At 60.5% G+C, this 23,449-nt stretch carries 25 protein-coding genes; 12 read left to right on the forward strand and 13 right to left on the reverse strand.

Going from position 1 to position 23,449, the window contains the following annotated elements:
* The first annotated feature begins 10 nt into the window (after positions 1 to 10).
* The gene (locus tag D0550_RS04955; RefSeq protein ID WP_116808001.1) at positions 11 to 991 is read left to right on the forward strand and encodes a phosphoribosyltransferase family protein; all 981 of its coding nucleotides are present in this window, start codon (positions 11 to 13) and stop codon (positions 989 to 991) included.
* 26 nt (positions 992 to 1,017) lie between these two features.
* Here the strand turns inward: D0550_RS04955 and D0550_RS04960 are convergent, their stop codons facing one another.
* Entirely contained in the window at positions 1,018 to 1,929 is a 912-nt protein-coding gene (locus tag D0550_RS04960) for a family 16 glycosylhydrolase (protein ID WP_116808002.1), read from the reverse strand.
* Between the two features lie 68 nt (positions 1,930 to 1,997).
* Between D0550_RS04960 and D0550_RS04965 the strand changes: the two genes are divergently transcribed.
* The 6 genes from D0550_RS04965 to D0550_RS04990 all read left to right on the forward strand — a co-directional run bounded on the left by D0550_RS04965 (position 1,998) and on the right by D0550_RS04990 (position 9,481).
* The gene (locus D0550_RS04965; RefSeq protein ID WP_153067037.1) at positions 1,998 to 2,861 is read left to right on the forward strand and encodes a glycosyltransferase family protein; all 864 of its coding nucleotides are present in this window, start codon (positions 1,998 to 2,000) and stop codon (positions 2,859 to 2,861) included.
* Positions 2,858 to 3,775: a glycosyltransferase family 2 protein gene (locus tag D0550_RS04970; protein ID WP_116808004.1), complete on the forward strand. Its 918-nt coding sequence runs from the start codon at positions 2,858 to 2,860 to the stop codon at positions 3,773 to 3,775. Before D0550_RS04965 ends, D0550_RS04970 begins: the two co-directional genes overlap by 4 nt.
* Positions 3,776 to 3,813: 38 nt before the next feature.
* Entirely contained in the window at positions 3,814 to 5,007 is a 1,194-nt protein-coding gene (locus tag D0550_RS04975) for an acyltransferase family protein (RefSeq protein ID WP_116808005.1), read from the forward strand.
* Entirely contained in the window at positions 5,007 to 6,437 is a 1,431-nt protein-coding gene (locus tag D0550_RS04980; RefSeq protein WP_116808006.1) for a lipopolysaccharide biosynthesis protein, read from the forward strand. Before D0550_RS04975 ends, D0550_RS04980 begins: the two co-directional genes overlap by 1 nt.
* Before the next feature lie 10 nt (positions 6,438 to 6,447).
* Positions 6,448 to 7,710, forward strand: a complete 1,263-nt coding sequence (locus D0550_RS04985; RefSeq protein WP_116808007.1) for an outer membrane beta-barrel protein — start codon at positions 6,448 to 6,450, stop codon at positions 7,708 to 7,710.
* 169 nt (positions 7,711 to 7,879) lie between these two features.
* Positions 7,880 to 9,481 (forward strand): M81 family metallopeptidase, encoded by a 1,602-nt coding sequence (locus D0550_RS04990; protein ID WP_116808008.1) that lies wholly within the window; start codon positions 7,880 to 7,882, stop codon positions 9,479 to 9,481.
* Positions 9,482 to 9,491: 10 nt separating this feature from the next.
* On the opposite strand, the gene D0550_RS04995 is transcribed toward D0550_RS04990, so the two are convergent.
* Positions 9,492 to 10,004 (reverse strand): hypothetical protein, encoded by a 513-nt coding sequence (locus D0550_RS04995; RefSeq protein WP_116808009.1) that lies wholly within the window; start codon positions 10,002 to 10,004, stop codon positions 9,492 to 9,494.
* A gap of 76 nt (positions 10,005 to 10,080) precedes the next feature.
* On the opposite strand from D0550_RS04995, the gene D0550_RS05000 reads away from it, so the two are divergent.
* Both D0550_RS05000 and D0550_RS05005 read left to right on the forward strand, forming a co-directional pair.
* Positions 10,081 to 10,776, forward strand: coding sequence for a class I SAM-dependent methyltransferase (locus D0550_RS05000; RefSeq protein WP_116808010.1), 696 nt, complete (start codon positions 10,081 to 10,083; stop codon positions 10,774 to 10,776).
* Positions 10,776 to 11,378 carry a TonB family protein gene (locus tag D0550_RS05005; protein WP_116808011.1) on the forward strand — a complete coding sequence of 201 codons (603 nt, stop codon included), beginning with the start codon at positions 10,776 to 10,778 and terminating at the stop codon, positions 11,376 to 11,378. Before D0550_RS05000 ends, D0550_RS05005 begins: the two co-directional genes overlap by 1 nt.
* Before the next feature lies 1 nt (position 11,379).
* Here D0550_RS05005 and D0550_RS05010 read toward each other — a convergent pair whose 3' ends face one another.
* From D0550_RS05010 to D0550_RS05020, 3 genes are all read right to left on the reverse strand, one after another.
* The gene (locus tag D0550_RS05010; RefSeq protein WP_116808012.1) at positions 11,380 to 11,742 is read right to left on the reverse strand and encodes a phage holin family protein; all 363 of its coding nucleotides are present in this window, start codon (positions 11,740 to 11,742) and stop codon (positions 11,380 to 11,382) included.
* A gap of 165 nt (positions 11,743 to 11,907) precedes the next feature.
* Positions 11,908 to 12,324, reverse strand: coding sequence for a hypothetical protein (locus D0550_RS05015; RefSeq protein ID WP_116808013.1), 417 nt, complete (start codon positions 12,322 to 12,324; stop codon positions 11,908 to 11,910).
* Between the two features lie 281 nt (positions 12,325 to 12,605).
* A complete protein-coding gene (locus tag D0550_RS05020) occupies positions 12,606 to 13,358 on the reverse strand; it encodes a DUF899 family protein (RefSeq protein WP_116808014.1) in 753 nt (250 codons plus the stop codon).
* A 373-nt stretch (positions 13,359 to 13,731) separates the two neighbouring features.
* Between D0550_RS05020 and D0550_RS34585 the strand changes: the two genes are divergently transcribed.
* Positions 13,732 to 13,926, forward strand: a complete 195-nt coding sequence (locus D0550_RS34585) for a hypothetical protein (protein ID WP_153067039.1) — start codon at positions 13,732 to 13,734, stop codon at positions 13,924 to 13,926.
* A gap of 157 nt (positions 13,927 to 14,083) precedes the next feature.
* Here the strand turns inward: D0550_RS34585 and D0550_RS05030 are convergent, their stop codons facing one another.
* From D0550_RS05030 to D0550_RS05050, 5 genes are all read right to left on the reverse strand, one after another.
* Entirely contained in the window at positions 14,084 to 14,845 is a 762-nt protein-coding gene (locus D0550_RS05030; protein WP_161965639.1) for a nucleotidyltransferase domain-containing protein, read from the reverse strand.
* An 8-nt stretch (positions 14,846 to 14,853) separates the two neighbouring features.
* Entirely contained in the window at positions 14,854 to 15,951 is a 1,098-nt protein-coding gene (locus tag D0550_RS05035; RefSeq protein ID WP_116808017.1) for a DNA polymerase beta superfamily protein, read from the reverse strand.
* Positions 15,952 to 16,064: 113 nt separating this feature from the next.
* The gene (locus tag D0550_RS36780; protein ID WP_116808018.1) at positions 16,065 to 16,568 is read right to left on the reverse strand and encodes an NUDIX hydrolase; all 504 of its coding nucleotides are present in this window, start codon (positions 16,566 to 16,568) and stop codon (positions 16,065 to 16,067) included.
* Between the two features lie 38 nt (positions 16,569 to 16,606).
* The gene (locus D0550_RS05045) at positions 16,607 to 18,007 is read right to left on the reverse strand and encodes a serine hydrolase domain-containing protein (protein ID WP_161965640.1); all 1,401 of its coding nucleotides are present in this window, start codon (positions 18,005 to 18,007) and stop codon (positions 16,607 to 16,609) included.
* 262 nt (positions 18,008 to 18,269) lie between these two features.
* Complete coding sequence (locus tag D0550_RS05050; RefSeq protein WP_116808020.1) at positions 18,270 to 18,722, reverse strand: cupin domain-containing protein; 453 nt, start codon at positions 18,720 to 18,722, stop codon at positions 18,270 to 18,272.
* Positions 18,723 to 18,898: 176 nt separating this feature from the next.
* Between D0550_RS05050 and D0550_RS05055 the strand changes: the two genes are divergently transcribed.
* The gene (locus tag D0550_RS05055) at positions 18,899 to 19,894 is read left to right on the forward strand and encodes a transporter family protein (RefSeq protein ID WP_116808021.1); all 996 of its coding nucleotides are present in this window, start codon (positions 18,899 to 18,901) and stop codon (positions 19,892 to 19,894) included.
* Positions 19,895 to 19,978: 84 nt separating this feature from the next.
* On the opposite strand, the gene D0550_RS05060 is transcribed toward D0550_RS05055, so the two are convergent.
* Positions 19,979 to 20,620: a YdeI/OmpD-associated family protein gene (locus D0550_RS05060; protein ID WP_116808022.1), complete on the reverse strand. Its 642-nt coding sequence runs from the start codon at positions 20,618 to 20,620 to the stop codon at positions 19,979 to 19,981.
* Between the two features lie 130 nt (positions 20,621 to 20,750).
* Between D0550_RS05060 and D0550_RS05065 the strand changes: the two genes are divergently transcribed.
* Positions 20,751 to 21,668 carry a cyclase family protein gene (locus D0550_RS05065; protein WP_116808023.1) on the forward strand — a complete coding sequence of 306 codons (918 nt, stop codon included), beginning with the start codon at positions 20,751 to 20,753 and terminating at the stop codon, positions 21,666 to 21,668.
* A gap of 4 nt (positions 21,669 to 21,672) precedes the next feature.
* Here D0550_RS05065 and D0550_RS05070 read toward each other — a convergent pair whose 3' ends face one another.
* Together D0550_RS05070 and D0550_RS05075 are read right to left on the reverse strand one after the other, a co-directional pair.
* A complete protein-coding gene (locus tag D0550_RS05070) occupies positions 21,673 to 22,662 on the reverse strand; it encodes a hypothetical protein (RefSeq protein ID WP_153067040.1) in 990 nt (329 codons plus the stop codon).
* 64 nt (positions 22,663 to 22,726) lie between these two features.
* On the reverse strand, positions 22,727 to 23,446 hold the full coding sequence (locus tag D0550_RS05075) for a prolyl hydroxylase family protein (RefSeq protein WP_206606095.1): 720 nt from the start codon (positions 23,444 to 23,446) through the stop codon (positions 22,727 to 22,729).
* Between the last annotated feature and the right edge of the window lie 3 nt (positions 23,447 to 23,449).

Below are 23,449 nucleotides of genomic sequence, written 5' to 3' on the forward strand. Positions count from 1 at the left end.
GGAGCGCCGAATGTTTGGTTATGTTTCATTTGCCCAGCTGTCCAACGCCATCCGGTCGCGACTGTATGAAATTCCGGCAGACGTCGATCTGATCGTCGGCATCCCACGCAGCGGCATGGTGCCCGCTTATCAGATCGGACTGTTTCTGAATCGCCAGGTTTGTGACATCGACACCTTCATTGCCGACGGCGCCATCAGCCACGGCCATACGCGCAAGCTCGGCGTCGCACTGGACTCGCTGCACCAGGCACAGCACATCCTGCTGGTCGATGACAGCATCGCGACTGGTGGATCGATGCAGAAAGCACTCGAGCGCATCCAGGAAGCCGGGTACACGGGCCGCATCTCGACCTGCGCCGCAATTGTGGCGCCGTCGCACAAGAGCAGCGTAAACGTTTCCTTCCTCACCCTGCCGCAGCCCCGGCTGTTCGAATGGAACGCGTTTCATCACACCTGCGTCGAGACTGCCTGCTTCGACATGGATGGGGTGTTGTGCGTCGACCCGACGGCCCACGAGAACGACGATGGTCCGCGCTACGAGAAATTCCTCGCCACCGCGCGGCCGCTGTTTCGCCCGACCTTGAAGATCGGCCACATCGTGACTGCCCGCCTTGAGAAGTATCGTAGCCTCACCGAGGACTGGCTGGCGGCCAACAATATTTCTTACGGCCACCTGCACCTGGTCGACCTGCCGAGCCGCGCCGAGCGCATCCGGCTGGGCGCGCACTGCTCGCACAAGATTCGCGTGTATCGTGAGACGGGCGCGACGCTGTTCTATGAAAGCGAAATCGGCCAATCTCACGAGATCGCCACCGGCTCAGGCAAGCCGGTGTTGTGCATCGATGCCATGACCATGGTGATGCCGGGTGCTACTCACATCGCGGCGACAGCCAAGAGCGCGCTGTGGAGATTGCGCTCGCCCTTGGGGCGTGCGAAAGGCTGGGTCAAACAGCAGATACGTTCGTCCAGAACCCCCGTCAGTGGGTCGTGAGTACGGACGTGCTATCTCTCAACCCCTCACTCCTTGCGACGCCACACACGGATGTAATCGATCACGTAGTTCCACTGCGCCTCGTCGGCTTTCATCGCGGAAACGTCGACGCCCTTCAAGATCATTCCAAGCTGATTGGTCACCAGCAGGTGCGCCGGCACGGGCTTGCTCCAGATGTAATAGGTCTGTTTGATCGGCTCGCCGTCCAGCAGCCAGATCGGCTTGTCTTTGACCCAGTCGAGCGAGAACACGTGAAAGTCGGCCGAGAAATCGAAGCCGGGCACGTACTCGTTGCGCTTGAACTTGGTCCAGATATCTTTCGGCGGACCGTAGCGCTCGGGGTTTTTGTGCGACTGGACGTATCCGGTCATGACGCGCGTTTCGGGGCGGCCCTGCCAGTTGAAGAATTCGAAGATGTCGATTTCCGGCGGCCAGGGCAGCTCGGAGAATTTGCCGTCGGGATATTGCACGCCCGGGTTCAACCAGAACGCCGGCCATGCGCCAATGCCCGTCGGCAGCTTCGCCCGCATCTCGATATACATGCCCTCGGTGATCGGCAGCTTTCCACGCAACATGCCGGACTCGATGCCGCGAGGCTTCAGGCCACCGCCCGGCGGAATGCGCCCTTTCAATGTGAGCGTGCAGTCGTCGAACACATGCAGCGAGCGAGCGTCGCCGTCGGGATAATCACGATGGTACGACCAGTACGTCTTGAGGCCGTCGAGCTTGCCGTTCTCGTAGATGTAGCGATAGAAAAATTCCTGATCGAGCTTGGCGCGCGACTGCACCGTTGCATCCGGACGCTGGCGACCGAACGTGTAATCCTTGACCAGTTCGAACTGTCCCGTTTGTTTGTAAGGACGCGCCGGATCGATCGGCTGGCCCAACAATGCGGTACAGGCCGTGGCCGTCGCCGCTGCAAGAGCAATGATGCTCATCTTCACCTCTCGACTGATTCACGGCCATCTTCACGATCTAGCCGCCGACTGGCAATAGGAGCATGCGTTTGAGCAGGGAAATCATCATCACGGGCGGCGACGCTCATTTCTTTCCCTGGATCATTGCGGCGATCAGCTCTCTGCGCGCGCACGCGGCCACCAGAGCGCTCGACATGGGCATCATCGATCAAGGGCTGACCGAGGCGCAGCGCGCCCAGCTGAGCGCGCTCGGCTGCAAGATCGTCGAGCCGCAATGGACGCTACCGGTTCCGCAAGAGGCGCGCTCGTTGCGAAACATCGGCCTCGTCGCACGCACCGCTCTGCGCGATTACTTCACCGGCTACGAAGTTTATTTGTGGTTCGACGCTGACGCCTGGATGCAGACGCCAGAGTTCGTCACTGCATATGCGGAAGGTGCGCGTGCCCGTGGCGCCGCCGTTGTGACTGAAAACGGCCCGGGCTATCGCAAGACCTTCACCGACTGGAAGTGGTGGGCCGGCAACATGGTCGCCTCGTTCGGCGTACTCGACGGTCTGCGCTGCTCATTCGCCACCAGCATCAACATCGGCGTGCTCTGTCTCAAAGACACGGCTCCACACTGGCAACAGTGGCAGCGCTATTACACGAAGGCGTTGGAGCGCACCGGCAAGGTGAACATGGATCAGCATGCGCTGTTCGCAGCGATTCATCTCGAAAATCTGCCGACCGCATTCCTGCCCGCGCGTTTCAACTGGCTGCCGCATCTGAGCTGTCCGGTCTGGAATGCCGAAACGAAATTACTGTGCGAGCCGACCGCGCCGCATCGTCCGCTTTCCGTCATTCATCTGGCGGGCCCGCGCAAGGATCGGCCCTATGAAGTGGCGCATCTGAGCGGCGGATCGTTCGCAACTTCCCTCACTTACCCAGCGATGCAACAGCACCTGGCCGCATGACCATGAGTTACCACTCGCTCAAAACCGTTTCGGTCGTGATTCCCGCGTACAACGCGAGCAACACGATTCAACAAGCCATTGCCACGGCACGCGCGCAGACCCTGCGTCCGACGCAGATCGTCGTGGTCGACGACTGCTCCAAAGACGACACGATCGAAAAAGCCGAAGCCGTTGCCGGCCCCGACTTGCTGGTCGTGCGCAGCCCGAAGAACGGCGGCGGCGGCGCGGCACGCAATCTTGGCATCGATCACTCGACCTGCGATGTGGTCGCCTTTCTCGACGCCGACGATCTGTGGGCGCCGAACAAACTCGCCAATCAAATGGCGCTGTTGCGTACCCAGACCCGCGAAGCGTTTTGTTTCACTGCCGTCGAGCAGGTCAACGAGTACGGCGAGAAGCACATCCTGCCCAAGCGCGAGCCGCTGCCCGGTGAGGGCCTGGCGGATTACATGCTCAAGTCGGGCAACATCATGCAGACCAGCACCCTGCTGGTGCCGCGCTATCTGCTGGGCAAGAGCCGCTTCAACGAACGGCTGCGACGCTTTCAGGATCTGGACTTCGTGCTCACGCTGGGCGAAGCCGGGATTGCCGCCGTGTTTTGTCACGAGCCGCTGGTGGAGTGGCGCAATGTCGGCAACCCGAAGCGCGTCAGCTCGAATCCCGATCCGGCGGTCATGCAAACGTTTCTGAATCAGCACCCGCGACTGACTCGGGCACAAAAGCTCGGGCTGGAGATTCGCAGTGTCGGCCCGGCGCCCGGTGCGGCCGGTGCATTGCGCTGGTCATGGCGACTGGCTTTGTCCGTGTTCTCCGGCGCGCTCCCGCCGCCGAATGCGGTGAGCATGCTGTTGAAACACAGCCTTGGGATGCGCAACTACGGCGCACTACGTGCGCGTCTCGGAGCGAGATCGTGAAACGCGCCCGCGATCGGTGCGCAGGAGTGGTGTGAACCATGAGCGAGAGCATCGGCAAAGCCGCTGACGGCCACCCCATGAGCGAAATGGCGTCGACCTACCTCGACGCCTTGCGCGCAGCCGGTGCCAATCTCGTTATCGCTTCGCATGTCTTGGCGCTGTACTTCGGCGTCGGCGACACCTACAGGCTGGGTAACCTCGGCGTGGCGGTGTTCTTCTTGTTGTCCGGCTTTCTGATCATGCAGTCGATGATCAACTGGCTGAACAAGCCAGAGCCGCGCCTGGCCGGCTTCCTCGCCGATCGCGTCGCCCGCATCATGACGCCGTATGTGCCGGCATTGGTGCTGATCGCGTTTTTCAACGTGACGCTCATCGAGACCAATCACAGCCAGGGCGGCGTGAACACCGGCGTGCTCACCTTCGTGGGCAACCTGCTGATGCTGCAGGACCATGCAATCTTCCAGGGGCTGGAGTTCGCGGGCATCGACTTGTCATGGCGCACGCGCAATTACAACTCCGCCGAGCCGTTCTGGACCGTGGCGATCGAGACGTGGATCTATGTATCCATGGGCTTGTTCTTTTTCTGTGTGCTCAAGCGCGAGTCCATCAATCGCTGGCTGGGCGTGGCGCTGGTGGCAGTCGCAGCACCGGTGATGATCTGGAACGCCGCCGCGGGCGGCGGCAAGTCGCTGAGCTTGATCTGGCTGCTGGGCGCCGTCGCCGGTTATCTGTTTCATTTGTGGCGCGCCAACGGTTACGCCAATATTCGCGGCGTCGCCACGGCCGTGGGCGCGTTCAGTGCCCTGGCGCTGCTCGGACGCGCCGGCAAGATCGGTTTTCAGCCGTTCGACGTGCAGAGCGCCATCCTGATGGCCATGATCATGTTTTCCGTGCTGGCGCTGCTGATCAGCGTCAAGCGCGTGCCGCCCGCGCTGCGCGGGTCGGTGAAATTCCTGGCGTCATATAGCTACAGTTTGTATTTGATCCACAACACCGTCTTAATCATCGTGCTCGAACATGTAAATTTCGAGCGCACCTGGGCCACTGTGACCGTCGCTGTGGTCGCTGCCCATGGTTGCGCCTATCTGTTGTATCTGACTTTCGAACGACACTATCGAATCGTGGGCCACTGGCTGCGTCCCAAATTTGAGCGCGCCCTGGCACCGCGAGGCGACGTGCAAACCGCTCCGATCGCGGTCGATCTGATTGCCGGCAGCCGGCAGGAGCGCTGATGTCCGCCGTTCGTAATGTGCGCTGGGTCGGCATGATCCAGGTCACGCGTATCAGCGTGCAGCTGCTGGGGCTGCTGGTGCTGTCGCGGCTGCTGACGCCCGCCGACTTCGGTCTGGTCGCCATCGTCTTCGCGATCAACAATTTCGCGCTGCTGTTGCGGGACATGGGCATGGCGTCCGCGATCATTCAGCGCGACACACTCGATGAAGAGACCGTACTGACGGCGCATTGGACCAATTGTTTCATCGGTCTGGGGCTGGCGGCGTGCCTGCTGATTTTCTCGTTGTTCGCCGATCATGTGTTCAAGGCGCCGGGACTCGCGCCGCTGGTGCAGCTGAGCGCGCTGTCGTTTCCGTTCCTCAGCGGCTCGACCGTGCATCAGGCGCTGCTGGAGCGCGGCTCGAAGTTCTCCACCGTGGCGCGCATCGAAATCGTCGCGCTGCTGACGGGATTCACGGTTGCGGTGGTGTCCGCTTATCTCGGCGCCGGCCCGTACAGCCTGGTGCTGCAGACGCTGACGGTCGCGGTGCTCTCGGCCATTCAGTTCTGGATCGCATCCGACACGAAGATGAGATGGGGCTGGAGTCGCGAACATGCCAGAGGCTTGTGGAGCTACAGCGGCAGCCTGTTTGGTTTCAACGTGGTGAATTACTTCTCGCGCAATGCCGACACGATGATTATCGGCCGCATACTCGGCCCGGCCGCGCTCGGCCCCTACTCGCTGGCGTATCGCGTGATGTTGTTCCCGTTGCAGAACCTCACGTTCGTCGCGACGCGCGCGCTGTTCCCGATGATGAGCCGTCACCAGCACTCGCCGCAGGAGCTGGGCGCCATGCAGATGCGCCTGCTGTCGGTGATCTCGTTCTTTACGGCGCCGATGATGGCGGGGCTGTTCGTGTTGCGCGAGCCATTCGTCGATGTGGCGCTGGGTGATTCGTGGGGCATGGTCGCCGCGCTGATCATGTGGCTCGCCCCGATCGGTTTCATCCAGTCGCTGGTGAGCGCCGGCGGTGTCGTGTACCAGGCATTGGGACGCACCGACCTGCTGCTCCGCCTCGGTATCTTCAGCAGCATCCTGCACGTCACGGGTTTCATCACCGGTATTCAGTGGGGGCTGCTCGGCCTGGCGGCCGCTTACTTCATCGTCACACTGATCAATGCCGTGGTGTCGCTCGGCGTGCTGCTGAACTTGCTGCAACAGACCGTGCCCCGGCTGCTCGGCGCGATCTTGCCTGCCATCGCCAAGGCACTGATCATGGCCATCCTGCTGTATTTCGCCGACATCGAGCTGCGGGCCATGGAATATCCGGCGCTGGTTCGCCTGCTGGCGCTGAGCGCCGGCGGCGGCGTCATCTTCCTGGCACTCACGCGCATCCATCTGATGCCCGCCGATCGTGACGTGCTGCGTTTATTTATGAAAAAAGCTTAGGAGGGGAACAATGACTGCAAAGGGATCCCTTGGTCGAAACACTCTGTGCCTGGCCGCGGTCAGCTCGGTGCTTTGTCATGCCGCGCTGGCGGCGCAGCCGAACGAGAAGAAGGAGGAGCACCTCTACTTCTCCGAACAGTTCCTCTACGACAGCAATCTGTTCCGCAGGGGCGAGACTGGCGATGTGATCCCGGGCAGTCCCATCGATCCCGATGCGACGGTGCCACGCCAGGCGGTGTCGACTGAAGACTACGTCAATCGGATCACGGTCGGCGCCGGCAACGACTTCCATATGGGCCAGCAAACATTGCGGCTCAAGGGGCGCGTCTACGATGCCCGCTATCGGGAGAACGACTATCTCAACTACACCGGCGGTGACGCATCGGCAGCGTTCGACTTTCATGCGCTCACCGCGTTGTCCGGCCGCCTGTCCGGCGCCTACACCCGCACACTGGCGGACTTCGCCAACACGCTGGGCTCGGATCAAGACATCATCGAGACCACCAATTACTCGGCGCTGGTGCGTTGGGCGATCGGCCCGCGCTGGTCGGTGACCGCCGGCGGCAGTCGCATCGGCACCGAGCACAGCCTGAACCGACGCCGGGCCGAAAACCTCGAGGCCGACGTCGGTCGCGTCAGCATCGACTACGCCACACCCTCGTTTCATTCGTTCGGTGTCGAGTACCGTTATATGGACGCGAAGTTTCCGAACGCTGTCGTCGCGCCGGGTGCCAGCGCCTCGAACAGCGATTTCGAAGAAAACTCCATGCAGGCCCGCTTCACCTACACCGCGACTGTTCGCACTCAGTTCCGTGTGAGCGCCGGCTACATCGAGCGCGAGCGTCCCGCCGATCCACGGGGCCGCTACTCGGGTGACACCTGGCGCGCCGAGATCGACTGGAAACCGCGCGAGAAATTCTCGCTGTTGTTCGCCGCCTGGAGCGAGCTGAAAGCCTTTACCGACGTCGAATCCGATTACTTCATCAGCGACGGCTACAGCATCTCGCCGACCTGGAGCCCGACCGAGAAGGTCAGCTTCGCGCTCACGGCGTCGTACGAAGATCAGGAATACCTGAACACGCGCGACATCGAGCTGATCGGCGGCCAGCGGCAGGACGAGCTACTGACCGGCTTGTTCACGCTCACCTACAAGCCGCGCGATCCGCTGGCCATCGAGCTGAGCTATCGCGGCATCGACCGCAACAGCAACCGCGACATCCGCCGTTTTGACGCACAGGTCGCCGGGATTTCGCTGCGCTGGAGCGTGTTCTAACGCGCTATGGGAACGTATCGGCGCCGGCTGCCTCGCCGGCGCTGATACGGCGGCCTGCAGCGGTCCGCCACCATTCCTTGAGGTTATGCACGCCGCTGTTCTTTTCATCGGTTGAGCGCACCCGCGGCGCTTAAGGTTGAAGCTGGTCTTCCTCAGCGTAAGGTCCAGCATGAAGATGTCCCGCCGCGCCCTCCTCTCGATCTGGAGCGCTCTCGTACTAGCCATTGCCTCGGGCGTCGCGCACGCGCAGAAGGCTCCCAACAACACGAAGCCGATCCGCATCGCTGCGATCTTCTTCATGCACGAGACGGTAACGTTCCTGCCGTACGACACGCAGCTCTCGGACTTCATCTACGAGGGCTCCCCGGCACGCGGCGAAGCGCTGCTCGGCTCGGATCCCAACGGCTACATGGGCGGCTTCGTGAAAGTCGCCCGCGAGCACGCCAACGTCGAAGTGATCGGCATCGAGTCGCCGCTGTTTCCCAAAACCGGCACCGGCTCGGGGTGGATCGACAAGTCGACCTACGATCATTTCGTCAACAAGATGATCTCGGAGCTCAAGGCACAGGGCCCATTCGACGGCGTCTATCTCGCGGTTCACGGCGCGATGGGCGTACGGAATGTCGCCAAGCCCGAAGCGGAGCTCGCCCGACGCGTGCGCCAGGTAGTTGGCCCAAAGGCCTTCATTGTCGGAACCTTCGATCCGCACGGCAATGAGGACGAGGACTTCCTGCGCTATGCGAACCTCGCCTTCTGCACGAAGTACTACCCTCACTACGATACTTATCTGCAAGGCGAGCGCGCCGCGCGGACGTTGATTCGTTCGATCCGTGGCGACTACAAGCCCACCACGGCGACCCGCAAGCCCCCCATCCTCACGCCGTCGGTGCTGCAGTGGACCGGCCGTTCGCCCTGGATGGATCTCGTGCAGCGCGCCCTGGTCTGGGAAGCGCGCGAGCCGGACGTGTATGTGAACTTCTACTACGGCTTCGCGTTCATGGACTCGAACGAAGCGGGCATGGCGTTTCAAGTCATGACCAACGGCAATCCCGAGCTCGCCAATCACATCGCCGATGACATGGCGAACACCGCCTGGCGCCTGCGGGAGCAGCTGTACTACGGCACCAAGGTCTACTCGATGAAGGAAGGCGTGAAGCTGGCCAAGGAGTCGCTCGCCAAGAAGCAGGTGCCGGTGGTGCTCGCCGATCACAGCGACCGTTCGGGCGCCGCCACCTGGCTGCTCAAGGAAGTCATCGACCAGAAGCTCAGCAACACCTTGATCGGCACCGTCGCGGACAAGGACGCCATCGAAGCCTTGCGCAAGAAAGGCGTCCGGCCCGGCGACAAGTTCGACATGATGATCGGTGGACGCGTGGACGAATCAGCCGGTGAGCCGGTGCGCGTGGTGGGCACGGTGAACACGGTCAGCGGCGGCATGTCGCGCTTCGGCGGTGGCGGTGGCGCGCAGCTCTGGGTCAGCGTGAAGTTCGGCGATGGCAACGAGCTCATCATCAGCCCGTACCTGCATCAAAACACCGCGCCGGCTGCGTTCTCCGAAATCGGCATCAACGCGGCGGACTTCAAAGTCATCGCCATCAAGTCCCGCGTCCACTTCCGCCGCGGCTACTACGACAGCGGCTGGGCGAAAGAGATCCTGCTGGTGGAGCCCGATCAACCGTTCGTGGGCACGGTGCGTCTGGAAGCGCTCGACTACAAGCATCTCAAGATCGAGAACTTCTACCCGTTCGGCAAGAACGTGAAGTATCCGTAACGGTCCGCAGTCAGGAGGCCGGCCGGTAAAGTAGCGTGTACTTTACCGGCTCCGGCAACTGCGGACTCGACACCTCAACGTCCAGATGCAACGTGCCGTGCTCGTCCTTGGAGAATGAATTGACGCGCGCGCCGTCTTCCGCCCGGTAAGTCTGGCTGAGCTTGCCGTCCGCCAGCTTCGCGGACACCTCGAAAACCTCGCCATCGGCCCGCTTCCATTTGATCTGCTCGCCGCTCAGCGGCATGCGAATCGGCGCCTGCGTGTCGTACGTGATCTCGGCCTCGCTGGCGCCGATCTCGATACGAATCTCCTTGTAGGCGAAATTGGTCCTGCTTAGACGACCGCGCGCGATCGGCCGCTTGATGAAGTTCAGCTTCTCGACGGCTTTCTCGATCGCCTGCGAGATATCGGTGCCCCGCTCGGACACCGATTTATAGGTTCCCGACAGGCCGGACTCGTCCGCGGATGCGCCGAACGCCGCAATGCATCCCACGAGAACAATGCAAAATGTACGAATGAGCATTTTGCCTCCGGTCAATGAGGTGCGCCGAGCCATCCTAGCGCATGTTAGCCTCCGCGGCTGACGGAGATTGATTGCGATGACCCAGCCCAGCGATGTCTATTCGGATCCCCAAACCGTAGCCAAGTATGCGGAGGGGCCGCCTCGTCTCGTGCCCGGATTTGCCGATCTGCAGCGCATGACCACGCTGCTGCTCGCAGAGCGCGCGCCACCGAATGCACAAATCTTGGTGCTCGGCGCGGGCGGCGGCCTGGAATTGAAGGTGTTTGCGGAAGCGCATCCGGACTGGCAGCTCACTGGCGTCGACCCCTCCGCCGAGATGCTGGAATTGGCCGAGGCCACGCTCGGCCCACTGATCTCACGCGTGCGCCTACACGAAGGCCTCATCGACGTCGCGCCCGAAGGCCCCTTCGATGCGGCGGCGTGTCTGCTGACGCTGCATTTCGTCCAACCCGAGGAACGGGCTCGCACCCTCCGGGAGATTCGGCGCCGGCTCAAGCCCGGTGCACCCTTGGTCGTCGCGCATTTCAGCTTCCCGCAAAGCGAGGCCGAGCGCGCTGTGTGGCTCTCGCGGTATGTAAGCTTTGCGGTGGCCTCGGGCGTCGACCCCGATAAAGCAGCGAACGCTCGTAACGCCATCAACGCGCAATTGCCCATCCTCGCGCCCGAACAGGACGAGGCCCTGCTGCGAGACAACGGCTTCACGGATGTCAGCCTGTTCTACGCCGGCTTCTCGTTCCGTGGCTGGGTCGCGTACGCAGGAGAGTCGTGGTGATGGAAGAGGCAGAGACTCGCCAGCTGACCATCCGCATCAAGATCGTCCCGCAAGAGGCTTCGGAGGTCGCGGAAGAACCAGCGCAGGCGCCGACTTCGACTTCTCCACGCTTGAGCAGAAGTACGCTGTTGCTGATTGCTGGAGCGGCTGCAGTCGTGCTGAGCTTCGTTGGGATCAAGGCGTTCAGATCTGATCCGACGCCTCCGTCTGTTGCCGCTGTCGTTAGTGCTGAGCCTCCAGCGAAGCCGGCGGTCGAAGCAGCCGTGACACAACCGGCCGAGCCCGCAGCTGTGCGGCCGCCGGAATCGGATGCTCCGCCTTCAGCGCTCAACGAAGTACTTCCGGACGTTCCGCAAAGTGCTCTGAAGACCATTCGTGGCACGGTCAGAGTGTCCGTTCGCGTGACCCTCGACAAACAAGGCACAGTGGTCGGCGCCGCCGCAGCCGATCGCGGCCCGAGCCGCTACTTCGAGCGGCTGTCCGTGGACGCAGCAAAGAAATGGACCTTCACGCCCGCGACGTTGGCGGATCGGCGGACGATGTTGGTGAAGTTCAACTACACGCGTGACGGAGCCACGGCTGAGGCGAGCGCGCTGCCGTAGGCTAGTGCCAGAACGCTGAGCGCACGACCCACTCGCCCAGCGTACCGACTAACGACATCACGAGCGCGCCCAGCAGCGCCCAACCGAAGCTGTCGATCTTCAGGTGATCCGTCAGCTTGTCCGTGATGACGAGCAAGATGGCGTTGATGATCCAGCGCGTGATGAATGCGAGCAACCAGGCGATGCCGAGCGTCGCCACGGTGAAAATGCCGAACAGCAGCCAGCCCAACAGAAAGTTGAGCACACCGAAGATTGCGGCGATGAGCAATGCGCTCTTCGGACTCTTGATGTGAAAGCCCGGCAGGATGAGGCTGGTGACCCAGACTGCCAGGGAGAGGATCAACCAGGAAAGGATCAGGCTCATGTGTCGTGCTCCCTTCCGCGGGATTGTGCCATTGCGCTGGGCCGCTTCATATCAAAAAACCGCCGGCAATTTAACATTCGACGTTTCCGCGGAAACGCGGCGTTTCCGATGCACCCTCTGCCGCTCTTTCATTCCTTCTCGCAGCGACAGAGGGCGCAACCATTTTTAAGCTACGCGGTAGACCGCCGTTTGTTCCCTCACCTGATACAGACCGGAATTGCCCGAGCCTGATTCATCCTCGCGCTTCCGGTACGCCTCGATCAACGGCCGCAGCTTCACCATATCCAGATCCGCCGCGGAATCGTTAACCCATCGCGCCGCTGCGTGCGCAACCTCCGCGTGCATCACACCGTCATCGTCGTCCGAGTACTGCAGCACCTCGGACAAGCAATGAAGCATCCCGCGCACCTCCAGCAGGAGGGTACGCACGCGCTCGATGGCTTCTTCTAATGTCTGCGGTTGTTGTTGTTGTGGCAGCGGCGCGAAGTCGGATGCTGCAGCGACTGCGCGCGTGTCTGCCGTGGGGTTGCATTGATTGCGACGTCCACGGGTGCGCTTGGCGGTATCATCTTGGTTAGCCATGTCAGGTGGCTTGGTTAGGCGTTCGGCGGTGTTAGTAGCGCCGTCGAGCGCCGCGTTTCATGCAATGCACTCTCTCTCGATGAGATGTTTCGGTGGGGCCGCTCGAAAGATTGGGGGAGGTTTCGGGCGGTGGTCGGGTGGGCTCGTGGTTGGTTACGAGCACGAGGTCGATCTTAGCGCGGTGGACCAAACTTGGGCGCGGAGCAGAGGATATTGGCGATCTGGTGCGATGGCTGCTATCGGCTATCGGCCAGGAGCGGACGAGGCCGTCACGCCCCCCCTCACGATCCGAGATCGTCGGAGTGCCCAGCGCGAACGCGCGGCCATTGAACGATCGGACGCTCTCCGATCCGGTACGGATTGTTCTTGTCGTCGTCCTTCCATGGTTGCGGCCAGCCATCGGGCGAATCCTCCCACCACTCCTGGCGTCCGTAGACCGTCAAGTCCATCAACGAATAGTTGTTGCCGACCACCTCCACGCCGCGACCGGTCGTCCAGTACGTCTCGAACACCTTCGAGCCTTGTCGCAGATAGGAGATGAGATACATCGTATTCGCGCGCCGACCGGCCAAAAGCGCCTCGATCGATTTCCCTTGAATCGAGTACCAGGGCAACTCCCAGCCCATGAACTTGCGATAGCGCTGACTCGCTTCATAGGGCCCTTGGCAGAACGTCGCATAAGTAATGTCGCGCGACTGTAGGAAGGTAACCTCTCGGACCTGTGTCGTGTAGAGCGCGCAGCCCTCGCATTGATCTGCGGCAGAATGCCCGTGGTGCCACATGAAGTAGTAAGCGATCAGCATTCGGCGACCTTCGAACGCGTCCAGCAGCGTCACCTCGCCTCGCTCTCCAATCAGCGACGTGCTGCCGTCGACTTCGACCATGGGTAACCGCCGGCGGGCAGCAGCAATCGCATCGCCCGCCTTCTTGTGCTGCTTCTCGCGAACTCGTAGTGAATCTATTTGCGATTGGAAAGTGCTGCGATCAACTATGGGTGGAATTGTCTCAGACGCAGTTGTAGACGTTTCCTTCATGGTGACCTCTGGATCGGCAACTAGCCGCACGTTTGAAACTACGCTGTCATCCTAGATCCGGCGTCATCGCACGAGGGAGTAACAAAGTCGTCGCGATCGTGCGTGGGCAGATCATGCACGGCACGCGATCCATGAGGGAAAGGTTGCACAACACCAATCCAACGACGTTGTTACGTCCGCTTTGGGTTGCGGATTCAGTTGGTCAGGCGGCATGGTCGGCTACTCTTCAGTGCTGATCCTTGCGGGCATCTATCCGTCCTTCCTAACCTTCTTGCATCTGGGGTGGATCGAGCATGTCCTCACGAGGCGGCTGCAGCTGCCGAGGCTGGCCAGTAGATTCACCGATGCTATGACCGACTGGAGGAGTCCGGGCGTGAACGCGCATGTATATCTGCTACGCATGGTACCCAAGGACTGGCAGTTGCAGGCGGATCGAACGATCTATGAAAAACTCCTGTGCCTGGCCCGCCGGCACCAGAGACTGCTCGCGCTGGCATGGTGGGGGCTCGGAGTTACGGCCATCGGGTTCATTTGGTTCGTCGGCCTGGTCTACATGAAGACAAGTTAGTTCATGTCGTGAATGAATCTTACGACCCGTCACCGTGCAGACGAGTAGACCGAGGCCGAACGGCGACTAGCGTCCACTTCGGGTCGGCAGCGAAAGTCAGCTCCCGACCAGGAGCAGAAGCATGAGCCACCAAGAAATGCATCAGCCGGAAACCGACCTATTCCTTTCCGAATGGGACGATCCATTTTCGCAATATGCGATCGAGCGCGTCGCTCGGTTGTTTCGTTGGCGGCGGAACGAGATCGGTCGGTCGGGAGAACCTATCCAGCTCCATGCGGATCGAGCTCGCGCGGCGTGCATCGAGTGCGATCGGCTCGGCTTCTCGTGATTCGGATTTCTGACGGAGCAGCTCTGCGATCCAACGCCTCTCGTCTTCCGTGATCCAGTCCGCGGCGACAAGTTTCCCGAATTCCGTCGGCGGTTGCGATCCGCTCTCTTCGATCCAACGACAAGCAAGCAGCGGACGCAGCACGTAGAACAGCTTCTTGATCTTGATCCGCCCGTCGGCGAAGTTGTCGTTGAAGGCCGCTTCGGCGGTACTGCGATAGTGATGAATGCCCGAAATCGCGTTAAAGAAGTGTGGAATCGATCGGCCCAACTCCTCACGAAACGCGGGCACCTCCGAATAAGTCTCTGGTGACAGCAGCCACTCGTTTAGCGCCAGGTTGCACTTGGCGAAGAGCCGCAGCGCCTTGCGCAGCTCCCATCCGCTGACATCGAGATCGCCAGGAAGCATTGCCTCGATGACGTCACGTTGCTCGTAAATTGAGAGATACCAGTCGCGCTCGTGCACATAGACGAAACGGACATCATAATCGCTGTCCGGCGAGGCAAAACCCCAGGCACGGCTACCGGACTCAACTGCGAGCAAAACTTTGACGCGAAACTCCCGCTCGATTCGCGCCAGTTCCTGGCGCACACGCTCCTTCATGAGTTACGTGCCTCCCACGTCTCTGTTATGGACGTCAGCAGCTCACTGAGACGATTGCTGTCACATACATCAGGCAGGTCGGCACTCTGCTTGAGCCGCTCGCAGTCCTCGAGGATTCCTTCAGCGATCGACATGATCTCATCGAACATCAGCGCCCCCTGTCGGATCGACATCAAGAGCGCCAGCTGCTCGCCCTCGAACCGAACGATGGGCTCGCCGCGTTCCATAAGCGACCGTCCGGACAAAAGCAACCTGACGGTGTGCATCATGTTCTTGGCATCGAAGTCGAGCTCACCTCGTTCCTGCTGCTGCCAGCGAGCCTCGTTGCGCTCGCGACGCCATTTCCAATAGTTCTTATGATCGATCAAGGCTTGCCGCCACCCCGCCTCGTTGTACAGCAACAGTCCAGCAAATCGAGAAGCTTCGTCCGCGAGAGGGATCGACTCGCACGCAATCACCTCTCCGCGAAACACGCCTCGCGCGCTTTGGCCATAGTGATAAAGGCGATACGTGTCACGCGCATGCTCAAGCTTGGCCGCGTGGTATTCGGCCAACGCCCAGCCGAGCTTGTTCAACGGAACGGCGCGAGCCGGCGGGCTGTCCGCGCCCGCACCATTCCACGGTATGACATGGCAGTAGTCTTCTTTTAGCGGCGGCGCCTCGGATCTAGGATTGTTGACCCACTTGTTTTGGCCGCGGGCTTTCTTGATTTGTGACATCGCATACCCTGCATGCGTGTCCGCACATTGTTTCGAGATGAAAACCTGCCGATGCTCGATGAGTTGCTGCATTTCCGGCGCGCTCTTCAGCACGCAATCCTGCGGCATGAACAACAACTCGAGGATGTTTGGATTCGCCTGCGCGAGCAGCTCGATGATCCGTCGCAAGCTGTAGTAAACGGTGTTCCCTTTCTCGTCACCAATCTGATCGGGAGGCCTGACCAAGCTCAAGTACGAACTCGCAGGCACGGCAAAGATTCCGCGGATATCCTCATCGCTCGTGCTTGTCGTCGTTCCATACGCACGACTGCCCGCGATGCATTCAAAAAGAATGGCATTCTCGATCTGTGGGCGGAGGTTTTCGAGAGAATTCATGGCAGAATTCTAAGGCATACATGAGATGCCTCGCAAAGACATCCGAGATACCTGTCTCTGGCAGGAAGCGGAAATGCATACTCCCGCATCGTGAGCCGGCATCCACTGAGCCGTCACGGCCACAACTCAAGGGCTTCGACGATCTCCTCCCCACTCAGCAACCGAGACAACTGCATCGGCAAGCTGCGTGGATAGAACAACGCATCGGACCGAGCGATGTCTTGCAGCGGCCACCAACGATGCTCAAAGAGATCGTCTCCCTCGAACGCAACTCGCAGACTCGACGAGATCGGCGGCGCTACGCGCGCGATTCGAGCTACGCCGATGGATTCGTGCTGCAACCGTCTTTCGCCACGGTACGTGTAGAGCACGTCTCGGCGCCAGCGAGGCGCTGCGACGCTGGCTTGGTCGAGATCGATGCCGGTTTCCTCTTTGATTTCTCGACAAGCTGCGGCAAGGAAGGATTCGCCTTGCTCAACCCCACCACCGGGCAACTCCCATACGCTCCGAAAGTTCGCAGCGCTCAAGTCTCGGGTATGAAGCAGCAACACGCTGCCCTCTGCATCCAAGAGAACGAGGCGCACTGCGTGGCGTTCGACAAAGGGCTCTAGATTCATGGTCCGACCGGCAGCGTCCTCTCATTCCCTCGAACGCGCTACTTCTGTGCGACGCCTCGTACCCTAAGTGTGCCGAACTCAGTTGGCTCCGAGACGACGAGATCCAGATCCCGATCCATGAACGCGAAGTCGAATACAAATCGGTTGATGAGGCTCAAGCGATTGTATTCGACGCGCAGGCGTCCATCCTCGAACCACTCCGCCCGCCCAGCCAAAATCGCTGCACCGTTCTCATTCTTCGCGCGGTACTGCCCGTTCATGCCGAGCGGTTGCACGAGCTTCTCGCCGTTTTCCAACTCGATGTTGAGAGAGCTTGCGTTCGGATCCGCGAAGTCGACTGCAATTGCGCGCACACCCAACGGATTCTTCTCGAGGTTGTACACCCGGCCGGAGACTTGCCTGAGAGCGGTAGGTTTCGCAGCGACTCGGCGCGCCGGTGCCGCCGCAATTCCATCCAGAGCATCGGCGAGTTTCCTTTGGTTGGCCGGATCTGCAGGCAGCGGCCCATTCGAGCGCACCGCTTTCAAAATGAACTGGCCAATGTCGTAGGGTTCGAATCCGCCACCGGTGATGACGACTACGATGTCCTTTTCGGGCGTGATGCTGATTCGTTGTCCGCCGCGGCCGGTGGCCTCGAACAAACCCGGTATTCGGCGAGGCATCCACCATCCGAGTCCATAGTCGTTACTGTCGTTGGCTTGGAAGTGATTCTTGACGGAGGCGTCGATCCAGGCTTTGGAGACGACCTGTTTGTCCTGCCAACGACCCTCGCGCAGCATCAACAAGCCGATCTTGGCCATGTCGCGTGGCTGAAGTTGCAGATCGCCCCATCCGTGCGTGATGCCTTTGCCATCTGCTGGCCAATACACGTCGGTGATGCCGAGCGGCTGGAACAAGTATTGACGCGCGAAGCCGAGGGCCGAGGTGTGCGTGCTCGACGAGATCGCTGCCGAGAGCAAATGAAAGTTCGGACTGCAATATCCGAAGCGTGTTCCAGGCTCGACGGTCATCGGCAGGCGCAGAGCGTGAGCAACCCAGTCGTTCGTGCTCCGCATGTCCCGAAGCTCCGGTTCACCGCCTTTGAATCCGCAGTCGAACCCCGATCGCATCGTCAGCAAGTCGCTAAGACGAATTCCTGCAACCGCGGCGCCCGCATTTGCCGCGTCCTGCGGATCGAGCGCCGTGACGAGCGTTTGATCTGGCCCACGCAGATAACGATGCGTCGTAGCAATTCCGGTCAACAGGGAGAGAACGCTTTTCGTCACCGACGCAACATCGTGTCTGGTGTTCGGCTTGAAAGGATAAAAGTACGCGTCGAGAACGATGACTCCGTGTCTTACGATCGTGACGCTATGGACATTGAGGTTGTTCGCTAAAGCGAACTGCAATCCATCAGCGAGATCTCCCGAGCTCATGCCCTGCGCTTCGGGAGACGACACGGACCAAGCCGTGGTGGGCCATTCAATGGGTGCCCCGGAGCTCCGGCCCTCAGCAATACAGGTGACGCTGGATGCGAGAAGCGCCAGCATTCCCACAGCCCGCAACTTCAACGACTTCACTTGCATGTGTATTTAGTCCGTTGTGCCGTCGAACAAATAACGAGCGTGCCAGGACTGGCGTCGTTCCAGTCACATGACAGCATGTCCCTTGCAGCGAGCGTAAACGCGATACGCCTGCGTTGACAAGATGTCCACAGACGCTCTAGTACGGCGTCCCATCCTTATGCACGAACCGCCCATCCGCATTCGAGCTCATCACATCGATATCCGAGCAGGTCGTGAGATCCTCCCGCTGCCGCGACCCCACTTCCAAGTACACGGCGACCGTCGACGATTTGTTAATCATGTGATGCCCATTGCCGGTGCCCTTCGGGAACGCCGCGAAGTCGCCTTTGCGTAGGATCGTTTCGCCATCATCCTCGACCAGCGTCAGCTCACCTTCGAGGATATATACGAATTCGTCTTCGTGGCTGTGCCAATGTCGTTGGCTCGACCAGTTGCCGGGCGGCAGCGCCATCAGATTCACGCCGAAGTCTCGCAACCCACCCGCATCGCCCAAGCGGCGGCGAATGCGTTCCGCGCAGGCCGCATCGAACGGCGGTGGATACGGGCAACCTTGCCGCACCGGCACGGTGGAGAGATCGATTTTGGGCATGGCGCGACTCCAGGGGTCGGACTTGTGCTCGAAATATTACCGAAGCAACCTATTCTCCGGCGACCTTCCTAAACGTTTCCGCGGAAACGCTCGACAAGGAATGAAGACAGTTTCAGTCAGCGTTTACTGTTAGCGTCCCGGCCCCAACCCGGACTGTGCCCCACAGAGCTGCGAGCATGACGCTCAACAACATTCGATGGCTGTGCATCCCGTTCAGCGCACTGCTGAGTCATTTCGTCGCGGCGAATGAGCAGCCGGTGGAGCAACAATCGCTCGACGACGCGTGGTGGACCGGCCCCCTCCTCGCCGCTAACGCCAGTACGCTTCCGCAAGGTCATGCGCTGATCCAGCCTTATATCTTCGACGTGGTTCGCCAGGGGCGTTACGACAACCACGGCGACAAGCAAAGCGCGTCTCGCACGCACTCTTACGGGTCCTTGACCTACATGCTGTATGGCGTGACCGATCGATTCACGGCCGGACTGATTCCAACCTTCGGTTATAACGACGTGAGCGACGGTCGCGACAGCTCAGCGATTCAGGTCGGCGACATCTCGGTGCAAGGACAATACCGCCTGACACAGTTTCGCGCGGGAAGTGCAATTCCGACCACGTCGCTCGTCGTTCAGCAGACGCTGCCCACAGGAAAATACGATCGACTGGGCGCGAATGTGAACGATGGACTCGGCGCCGGCGCCTATACGACGACGCTGGCGCTGTTCTCGCAACATTACCTCTGGATGCCGAACGGCCGCATTCTGCGCACCCGATTCAACGTCTCCTATGCGCTATCGGGAGCAGCGGATATTGAAGACGTGAGCGTCTACGGCACGAACGCGGGCTTTCGCGGCACCGCGCATCCTGGCGACGTGCTCACGATCAACTCGGCCTGGGAATACAGTGTGACGCGTGAGTGGGTACTCGCGCTTGACCTCATCTACCAACACGACGCGAGCACCCGGCTCGCTGGCGATCAGATCGACCCGATCACCGGCGACACGGAACACATCGAGCAGGATTTCGGCGCCGCCTGGCGCTTCGGCGTTGCGCCCGCAGTCGAATACAACTTCAGCAGTCGAGTCGGCGTCATCGCCGGCGCGCGATGGTTCGCCGCGGGGCGTAACACGAGCGCGACGGTCACGCCGGTCGCGGCGATCAATATGGTGTTCTGAGCCGTTTCGACGACACGACGCCGCCTTGCGGAACCGCCGCACTGAGCTAAGAGCCGTCGCGATTCGACAAGGCGCCCGCCGAGGTCAGGCGCGAGTCGGTTTTTTGGCCTTCGCCCGCTTCGCGCCCGGCTTCTTCAACTGCTGAGGCACGATCGTCTCGCCTTTCGCCAGCATCGCGATTTTCTTCGCCCGCCCGGCTGGCGTCTTCATGTTGTTGGTGCGAAACGTGAGCGCGAACAGATTCTGGCGGTTGAGCGATTCAAAGGTCTTGCGAGCGCGGGCGTTTGCATCGATGGCGGCGCGCAGGTCCTTGGGAATGGTGTCTGCGGAAGCGCTGCGAATCGGGGCGTAGGCGGCGTCCCAGCGGCCGTCGGCTTTCGCTGCATCGATGTGCTTCTGGCCATGCGGTGTCATGCGTCCCGCCGCGGTCAGTCGAGCGACGTTTTCGCGATTGATGTGACTCCAAATGCTCTTCGGCTTGCGCGGCGAGTAACGCTGCAGGAACGAGATTTCGTCGTAAGCCTTGCGAATTCCATCGATCCAGCCCCAGCACAGCACCACATCCAAGACTTCGGCACAGGTCACCGTCGGCTTGCCGGAGTCCTTCTTATAGACACGCAGCCACAACTCGGTCTCCCGGTCGTGATGTTTGCTCAGCCAGTTCTCGAACTCGGCTGCCGAGCGAAAGCTTTTGATCTTTTTCGGATCGGGGATGATCTGTGCCATGTCCGTTTTGTGCCTTGTGCCTGTCCGTCATTATCTGCAGTCTAACTTAATTTCCGTTTAATTCTTTTCGATGGTGCCGAGCCGACTGCTCAGGGATACTGCGCAACACAATTGCGATTGAGGTTGTTCGATGAGTGCTCCGGGCCAGCAGAAGCGTGTGCAGTTCGATTTCGAAGTCGAGTTTTTGAATGGCGGCGGCATCCAGGGACAAGAGTTCCGGCTGGACATCGAGGGTGACGACATCGACGACAGCGCGCTGGCTCAGTACATCATTCAGGACCTGAGATTGCTGATGGTCGGGCGGGTCGCGATCTTGAACAAGACAATCATCGTCGAGCCTCATAAGCGCTCACGCGCGGCAGCCACCGGTGAGGACCAGGCAAGCGCGACCACGCTCATCGACCTCAGTCACACGATCGAAGACGGCATGATTACGTACAAGGGACTGCCGGCGCCACTCATCTGCGATCACCTCAGCCGCGTGCAATCCAGGGAGCTCTACGCACCGGGCACGGAGTTTCAGATCGGCAAGATCACCATGGTTGCCAATACGGGCACCTACATCGACAGCCCGTTTCACCGCTTCGCCGACGGCGTCGACATCGCAGGTTTGACGTTGGACACGCTAGTTGGGTTGGACGCGGTGGTTGTGCACGCTGATGGGATGTCAGGTCGCAAGATTCCGGCGGAAGCGTTCGGTGCGGTTGATGTGCGTGGGAAAGCGGTGCTGGTTCACACGGGCTGGTCGCGCCATTGGCGCAAGGATCAGTACTTCGAGAATCATCCGTTCCTGACTGCAGCCGCTGCCGAGTATCTGAAGCAGGAAGGCGCGAAGCTCGTCGGCATCGATTCATACAACATCGATGGCACCGATGACGGATATCGCCCGGTTCATACCACGCTGCTCGGAGCAGGTATTCCCATCATCGAGCACATGCGAGGACTGGAACTGGTGCCCGCGACGGGCGCAACGTTCACGGCCGTGCCGCCGAAGGTCAAAGGAATGGGAACATTCCCGGTGCGCGCGTTCGCGACACTTCCGGGTTAACGAGTCACTCAGACGAGTCCGAGTCCGAGTCGGAGTCGGAGTCGGAGTCCGAATCCGACTTCTTCCGGTCGCGCAACGGCGTGAACGGCACAGGCGGTTCGGTGGGATGGTCGTATTGTCCCTTGCCGACCTGACTGGAGACGTGAGTCACGCCTTTGACCTTCGCCCAGGCCCGCGCATCGTCGGGCCCCGAAGCAATGACCAGCAAGCGGCGATGCCCCAGGTCGCCGAACTTCTTGGCCGCTTGCTTCTCCTGATAGCCCGAGCCGACTTTGGGATGCTCGAGCATGATGCCATCCACATAACGCTCGCCGTCCGCCCCCTTTGATTTGCCATCGCCTAAATCCCAGGGGCCGTTGGAAACAATGATGAAGTTCGGATTGATATCTCGCCGCCGCTCATCGAGGCGCCGCACCAGGTCGATGCTGCCCTCGGCCCAAGTGTCCTTCTCTTGCTGCGACCAGTCGTCCCAGTCAGCCAACTTGTTCCAAGGTCGCGCGCCGAGGGAATCGAGAAACACGCCATCCACCTTGCCGTCGCGCATGATCTGTTCCACGTAGTCCACGACGTGCTTGATCCAGTCCGAGCCGGGCCGCATGTCGGTCATGTGAGTCTTGGGATAGCTGACGCGCTCGCCTTTGTTCGGGTACGGCCATAGCGGCACGCGCTTCGGGTCATTCATATACAACTCGTTATCGAGTTTGCACACGCGCTCGTCGGGCCGTTCAGCGGCGCTGACATACTGCAGGACTTCAGCCCCGCCGCGCCGCACCTCCTGGAACACGGCATCGTTACGATTGCAGCGACCGGCAATGATCATTCCCGTCGGATGTCCGTACAGCGACACGTTGTTCGTGTCCTTGAAAGCAATACCCAGCGGATTGACAGCCTCAGCCCGATGCGCACACAGCGCCAGAATGACCGCACACGAGAACATCGCGAACGGCGTATGCCAGCGGGTCGAAAGGGCTCTCAAAGGGCGCAGGATGCGCATGTGCCGCTCCCGTCACAGTTTGGGCAACGTTACGTGAGGCACCCGGTTGGCGAGAAAGTTCGTTTCAGGGAATACCCATTGCCACGCCCTTCCCTTTGCCCAACCGAGGCGGCTGGTCGATCTGCTTGGGGAAGTGGCGGTGATATTCGTCCATCCACATCTGGTTGATTTCTTCTGGCGCGGGCATGCCCGCAACGCGCATCCAGGTGACGATGGTGTAACGGTGACCGGCAGTAACGGGGCGGACGCCATGGATGTAATTGTGATCGGAAGGGAAACAGACCAGCGTACCCGCTTCCGGCTCGATGACCAGATCGAGGGCGGGGAAGAATAATTCGCCGCCGGAATAGTCGTCGTTGATGAAGTAGACCACCGACAGGTCGCGGTCCAAGGTCTTTTCCCACAGCTCCAGGCCGATGTCGTCCTTGTAGAGCGTTTCAGCATCGACGTGGGGGATGTAATGGCCACCGACGCCGTAGTGGAGAATCTGCGACGGCTCGCAGTCGCGCACTGCGACTTTGTAAAACGGATTGATGATGGACGCGATGCAGGCGTCATCGATTGCGTGCAGTTTCTTCTCGATGGCTTTGGTGAGCTTCACCTGTTGCGTGTCGCGGATCTGCTTGTTGATAACCCACTCGACTTCGCCCGCGTCGACGTCGTCCTCGAAATTCGAAACCGGCGAATCGGTCATGCCGGCACGACGCAAGTAACGGGTCAGCTCCGCGAGATCTTCCGACCCCACGGCATTTCGCCGCACCAACACACCATCACGTAGATTCATGGC

Source organism: Steroidobacter cummioxidans, assembly GCF_003104955.1.

Excerpts from the sequence above, each read along its gene's own strand:
- D0550_RS04955 (WP_116808001.1), top strand. The coding sequence starts at position 11 with ATGTTTGGTTATGTTTCATTTGCCCAGCTGTCCAACGCCATCCGGTCG.
- D0550_RS04960 (WP_116808002.1), bottom strand. The coding sequence starts at position 1,929 with ATGAGCATCATTGCTCTTGCAGCGGCGACGGCCACGGCCTGTACCGCA.
- D0550_RS04970 (WP_116808004.1), top strand. The coding sequence starts at position 2,858 with ATGACCATGAGTTACCACTCGCTCAAAACCGTTTCGGTCGTGATTCCC.
- D0550_RS04975 (WP_116808005.1), top strand. The coding sequence starts at position 3,814 with ATGAGCGAGAGCATCGGCAAAGCCGCTGACGGCCACCCCATGAGCGAA.
- D0550_RS04980 (WP_116808006.1), top strand. The coding sequence starts at position 5,007 with ATGTCCGCCGTTCGTAATGTGCGCTGGGTCGGCATGATCCAGGTCACG.
- D0550_RS04985 (WP_116808007.1), top strand. The coding sequence starts at position 6,448 with ATGACTGCAAAGGGATCCCTTGGTCGAAACACTCTGTGCCTGGCCGCG.
- D0550_RS04990 (WP_116808008.1), top strand. The coding sequence starts at position 7,880 with ATGAAGATGTCCCGCCGCGCCCTCCTCTCGATCTGGAGCGCTCTCGTA.
- D0550_RS04995 (WP_116808009.1), bottom strand. The coding sequence starts at position 10,004 with ATGCTCATTCGTACATTTTGCATTGTTCTCGTGGGATGCATTGCGGCG.
- D0550_RS05000 (WP_116808010.1), top strand. The coding sequence starts at position 10,081 with ATGACCCAGCCCAGCGATGTCTATTCGGATCCCCAAACCGTAGCCAAG.
- D0550_RS05005 (WP_116808011.1), top strand. The coding sequence starts at position 10,776 with ATGGAAGAGGCAGAGACTCGCCAGCTGACCATCCGCATCAAGATCGTC.
- D0550_RS05010 (WP_116808012.1), bottom strand. The coding sequence starts at position 11,742 with ATGAGCCTGATCCTTTCCTGGTTGATCCTCTCCCTGGCAGTCTGGGTC.
- D0550_RS05015 (WP_116808013.1), bottom strand. The coding sequence starts at position 12,324 with ATGGCTAACCAAGATGATACCGCCAAGCGCACCCGTGGACGTCGCAAT.
- D0550_RS05020 (WP_116808014.1), bottom strand. The coding sequence starts at position 13,358 with ATGAAGGAAACGTCTACAACTGCGTCTGAGACAATTCCACCCATAGTT.
- D0550_RS05035 (WP_116808017.1), bottom strand. The coding sequence starts at position 15,951 with ATGAATTCTCTCGAAAACCTCCGCCCACAGATCGAGAATGCCATTCTT.
- D0550_RS36780 (WP_116808018.1), bottom strand. The coding sequence starts at position 16,568 with ATGAATCTAGAGCCCTTTGTCGAACGCCACGCAGTGCGCCTCGTTCTC.
- D0550_RS05050 (WP_116808020.1), bottom strand. The coding sequence starts at position 18,722 with ATGCCCAAAATCGATCTCTCCACCGTGCCGGTGCGGCAAGGTTGCCCG.
- D0550_RS05055 (WP_116808021.1), top strand. The coding sequence starts at position 18,899 with ATGACGCTCAACAACATTCGATGGCTGTGCATCCCGTTCAGCGCACTG.
- D0550_RS05060 (WP_116808022.1), bottom strand. The coding sequence starts at position 20,620 with ATGGCACAGATCATCCCCGATCCGAAAAAGATCAAAAGCTTTCGCTCG.
- D0550_RS05065 (WP_116808023.1), top strand. The coding sequence starts at position 20,751 with ATGAGTGCTCCGGGCCAGCAGAAGCGTGTGCAGTTCGATTTCGAAGTC.
- D0550_RS05070 (WP_153067040.1), bottom strand. The coding sequence starts at position 22,662 with ATGCGCATCCTGCGCCCTTTGAGAGCCCTTTCGACCCGCTGGCATACG.
- D0550_RS05075 (WP_206606095.1), bottom strand. The coding sequence starts at position 23,446 with ATGAATCTACGTGATGGTGTGTTGGTGCGGCGAAATGCCGTGGGGTCG.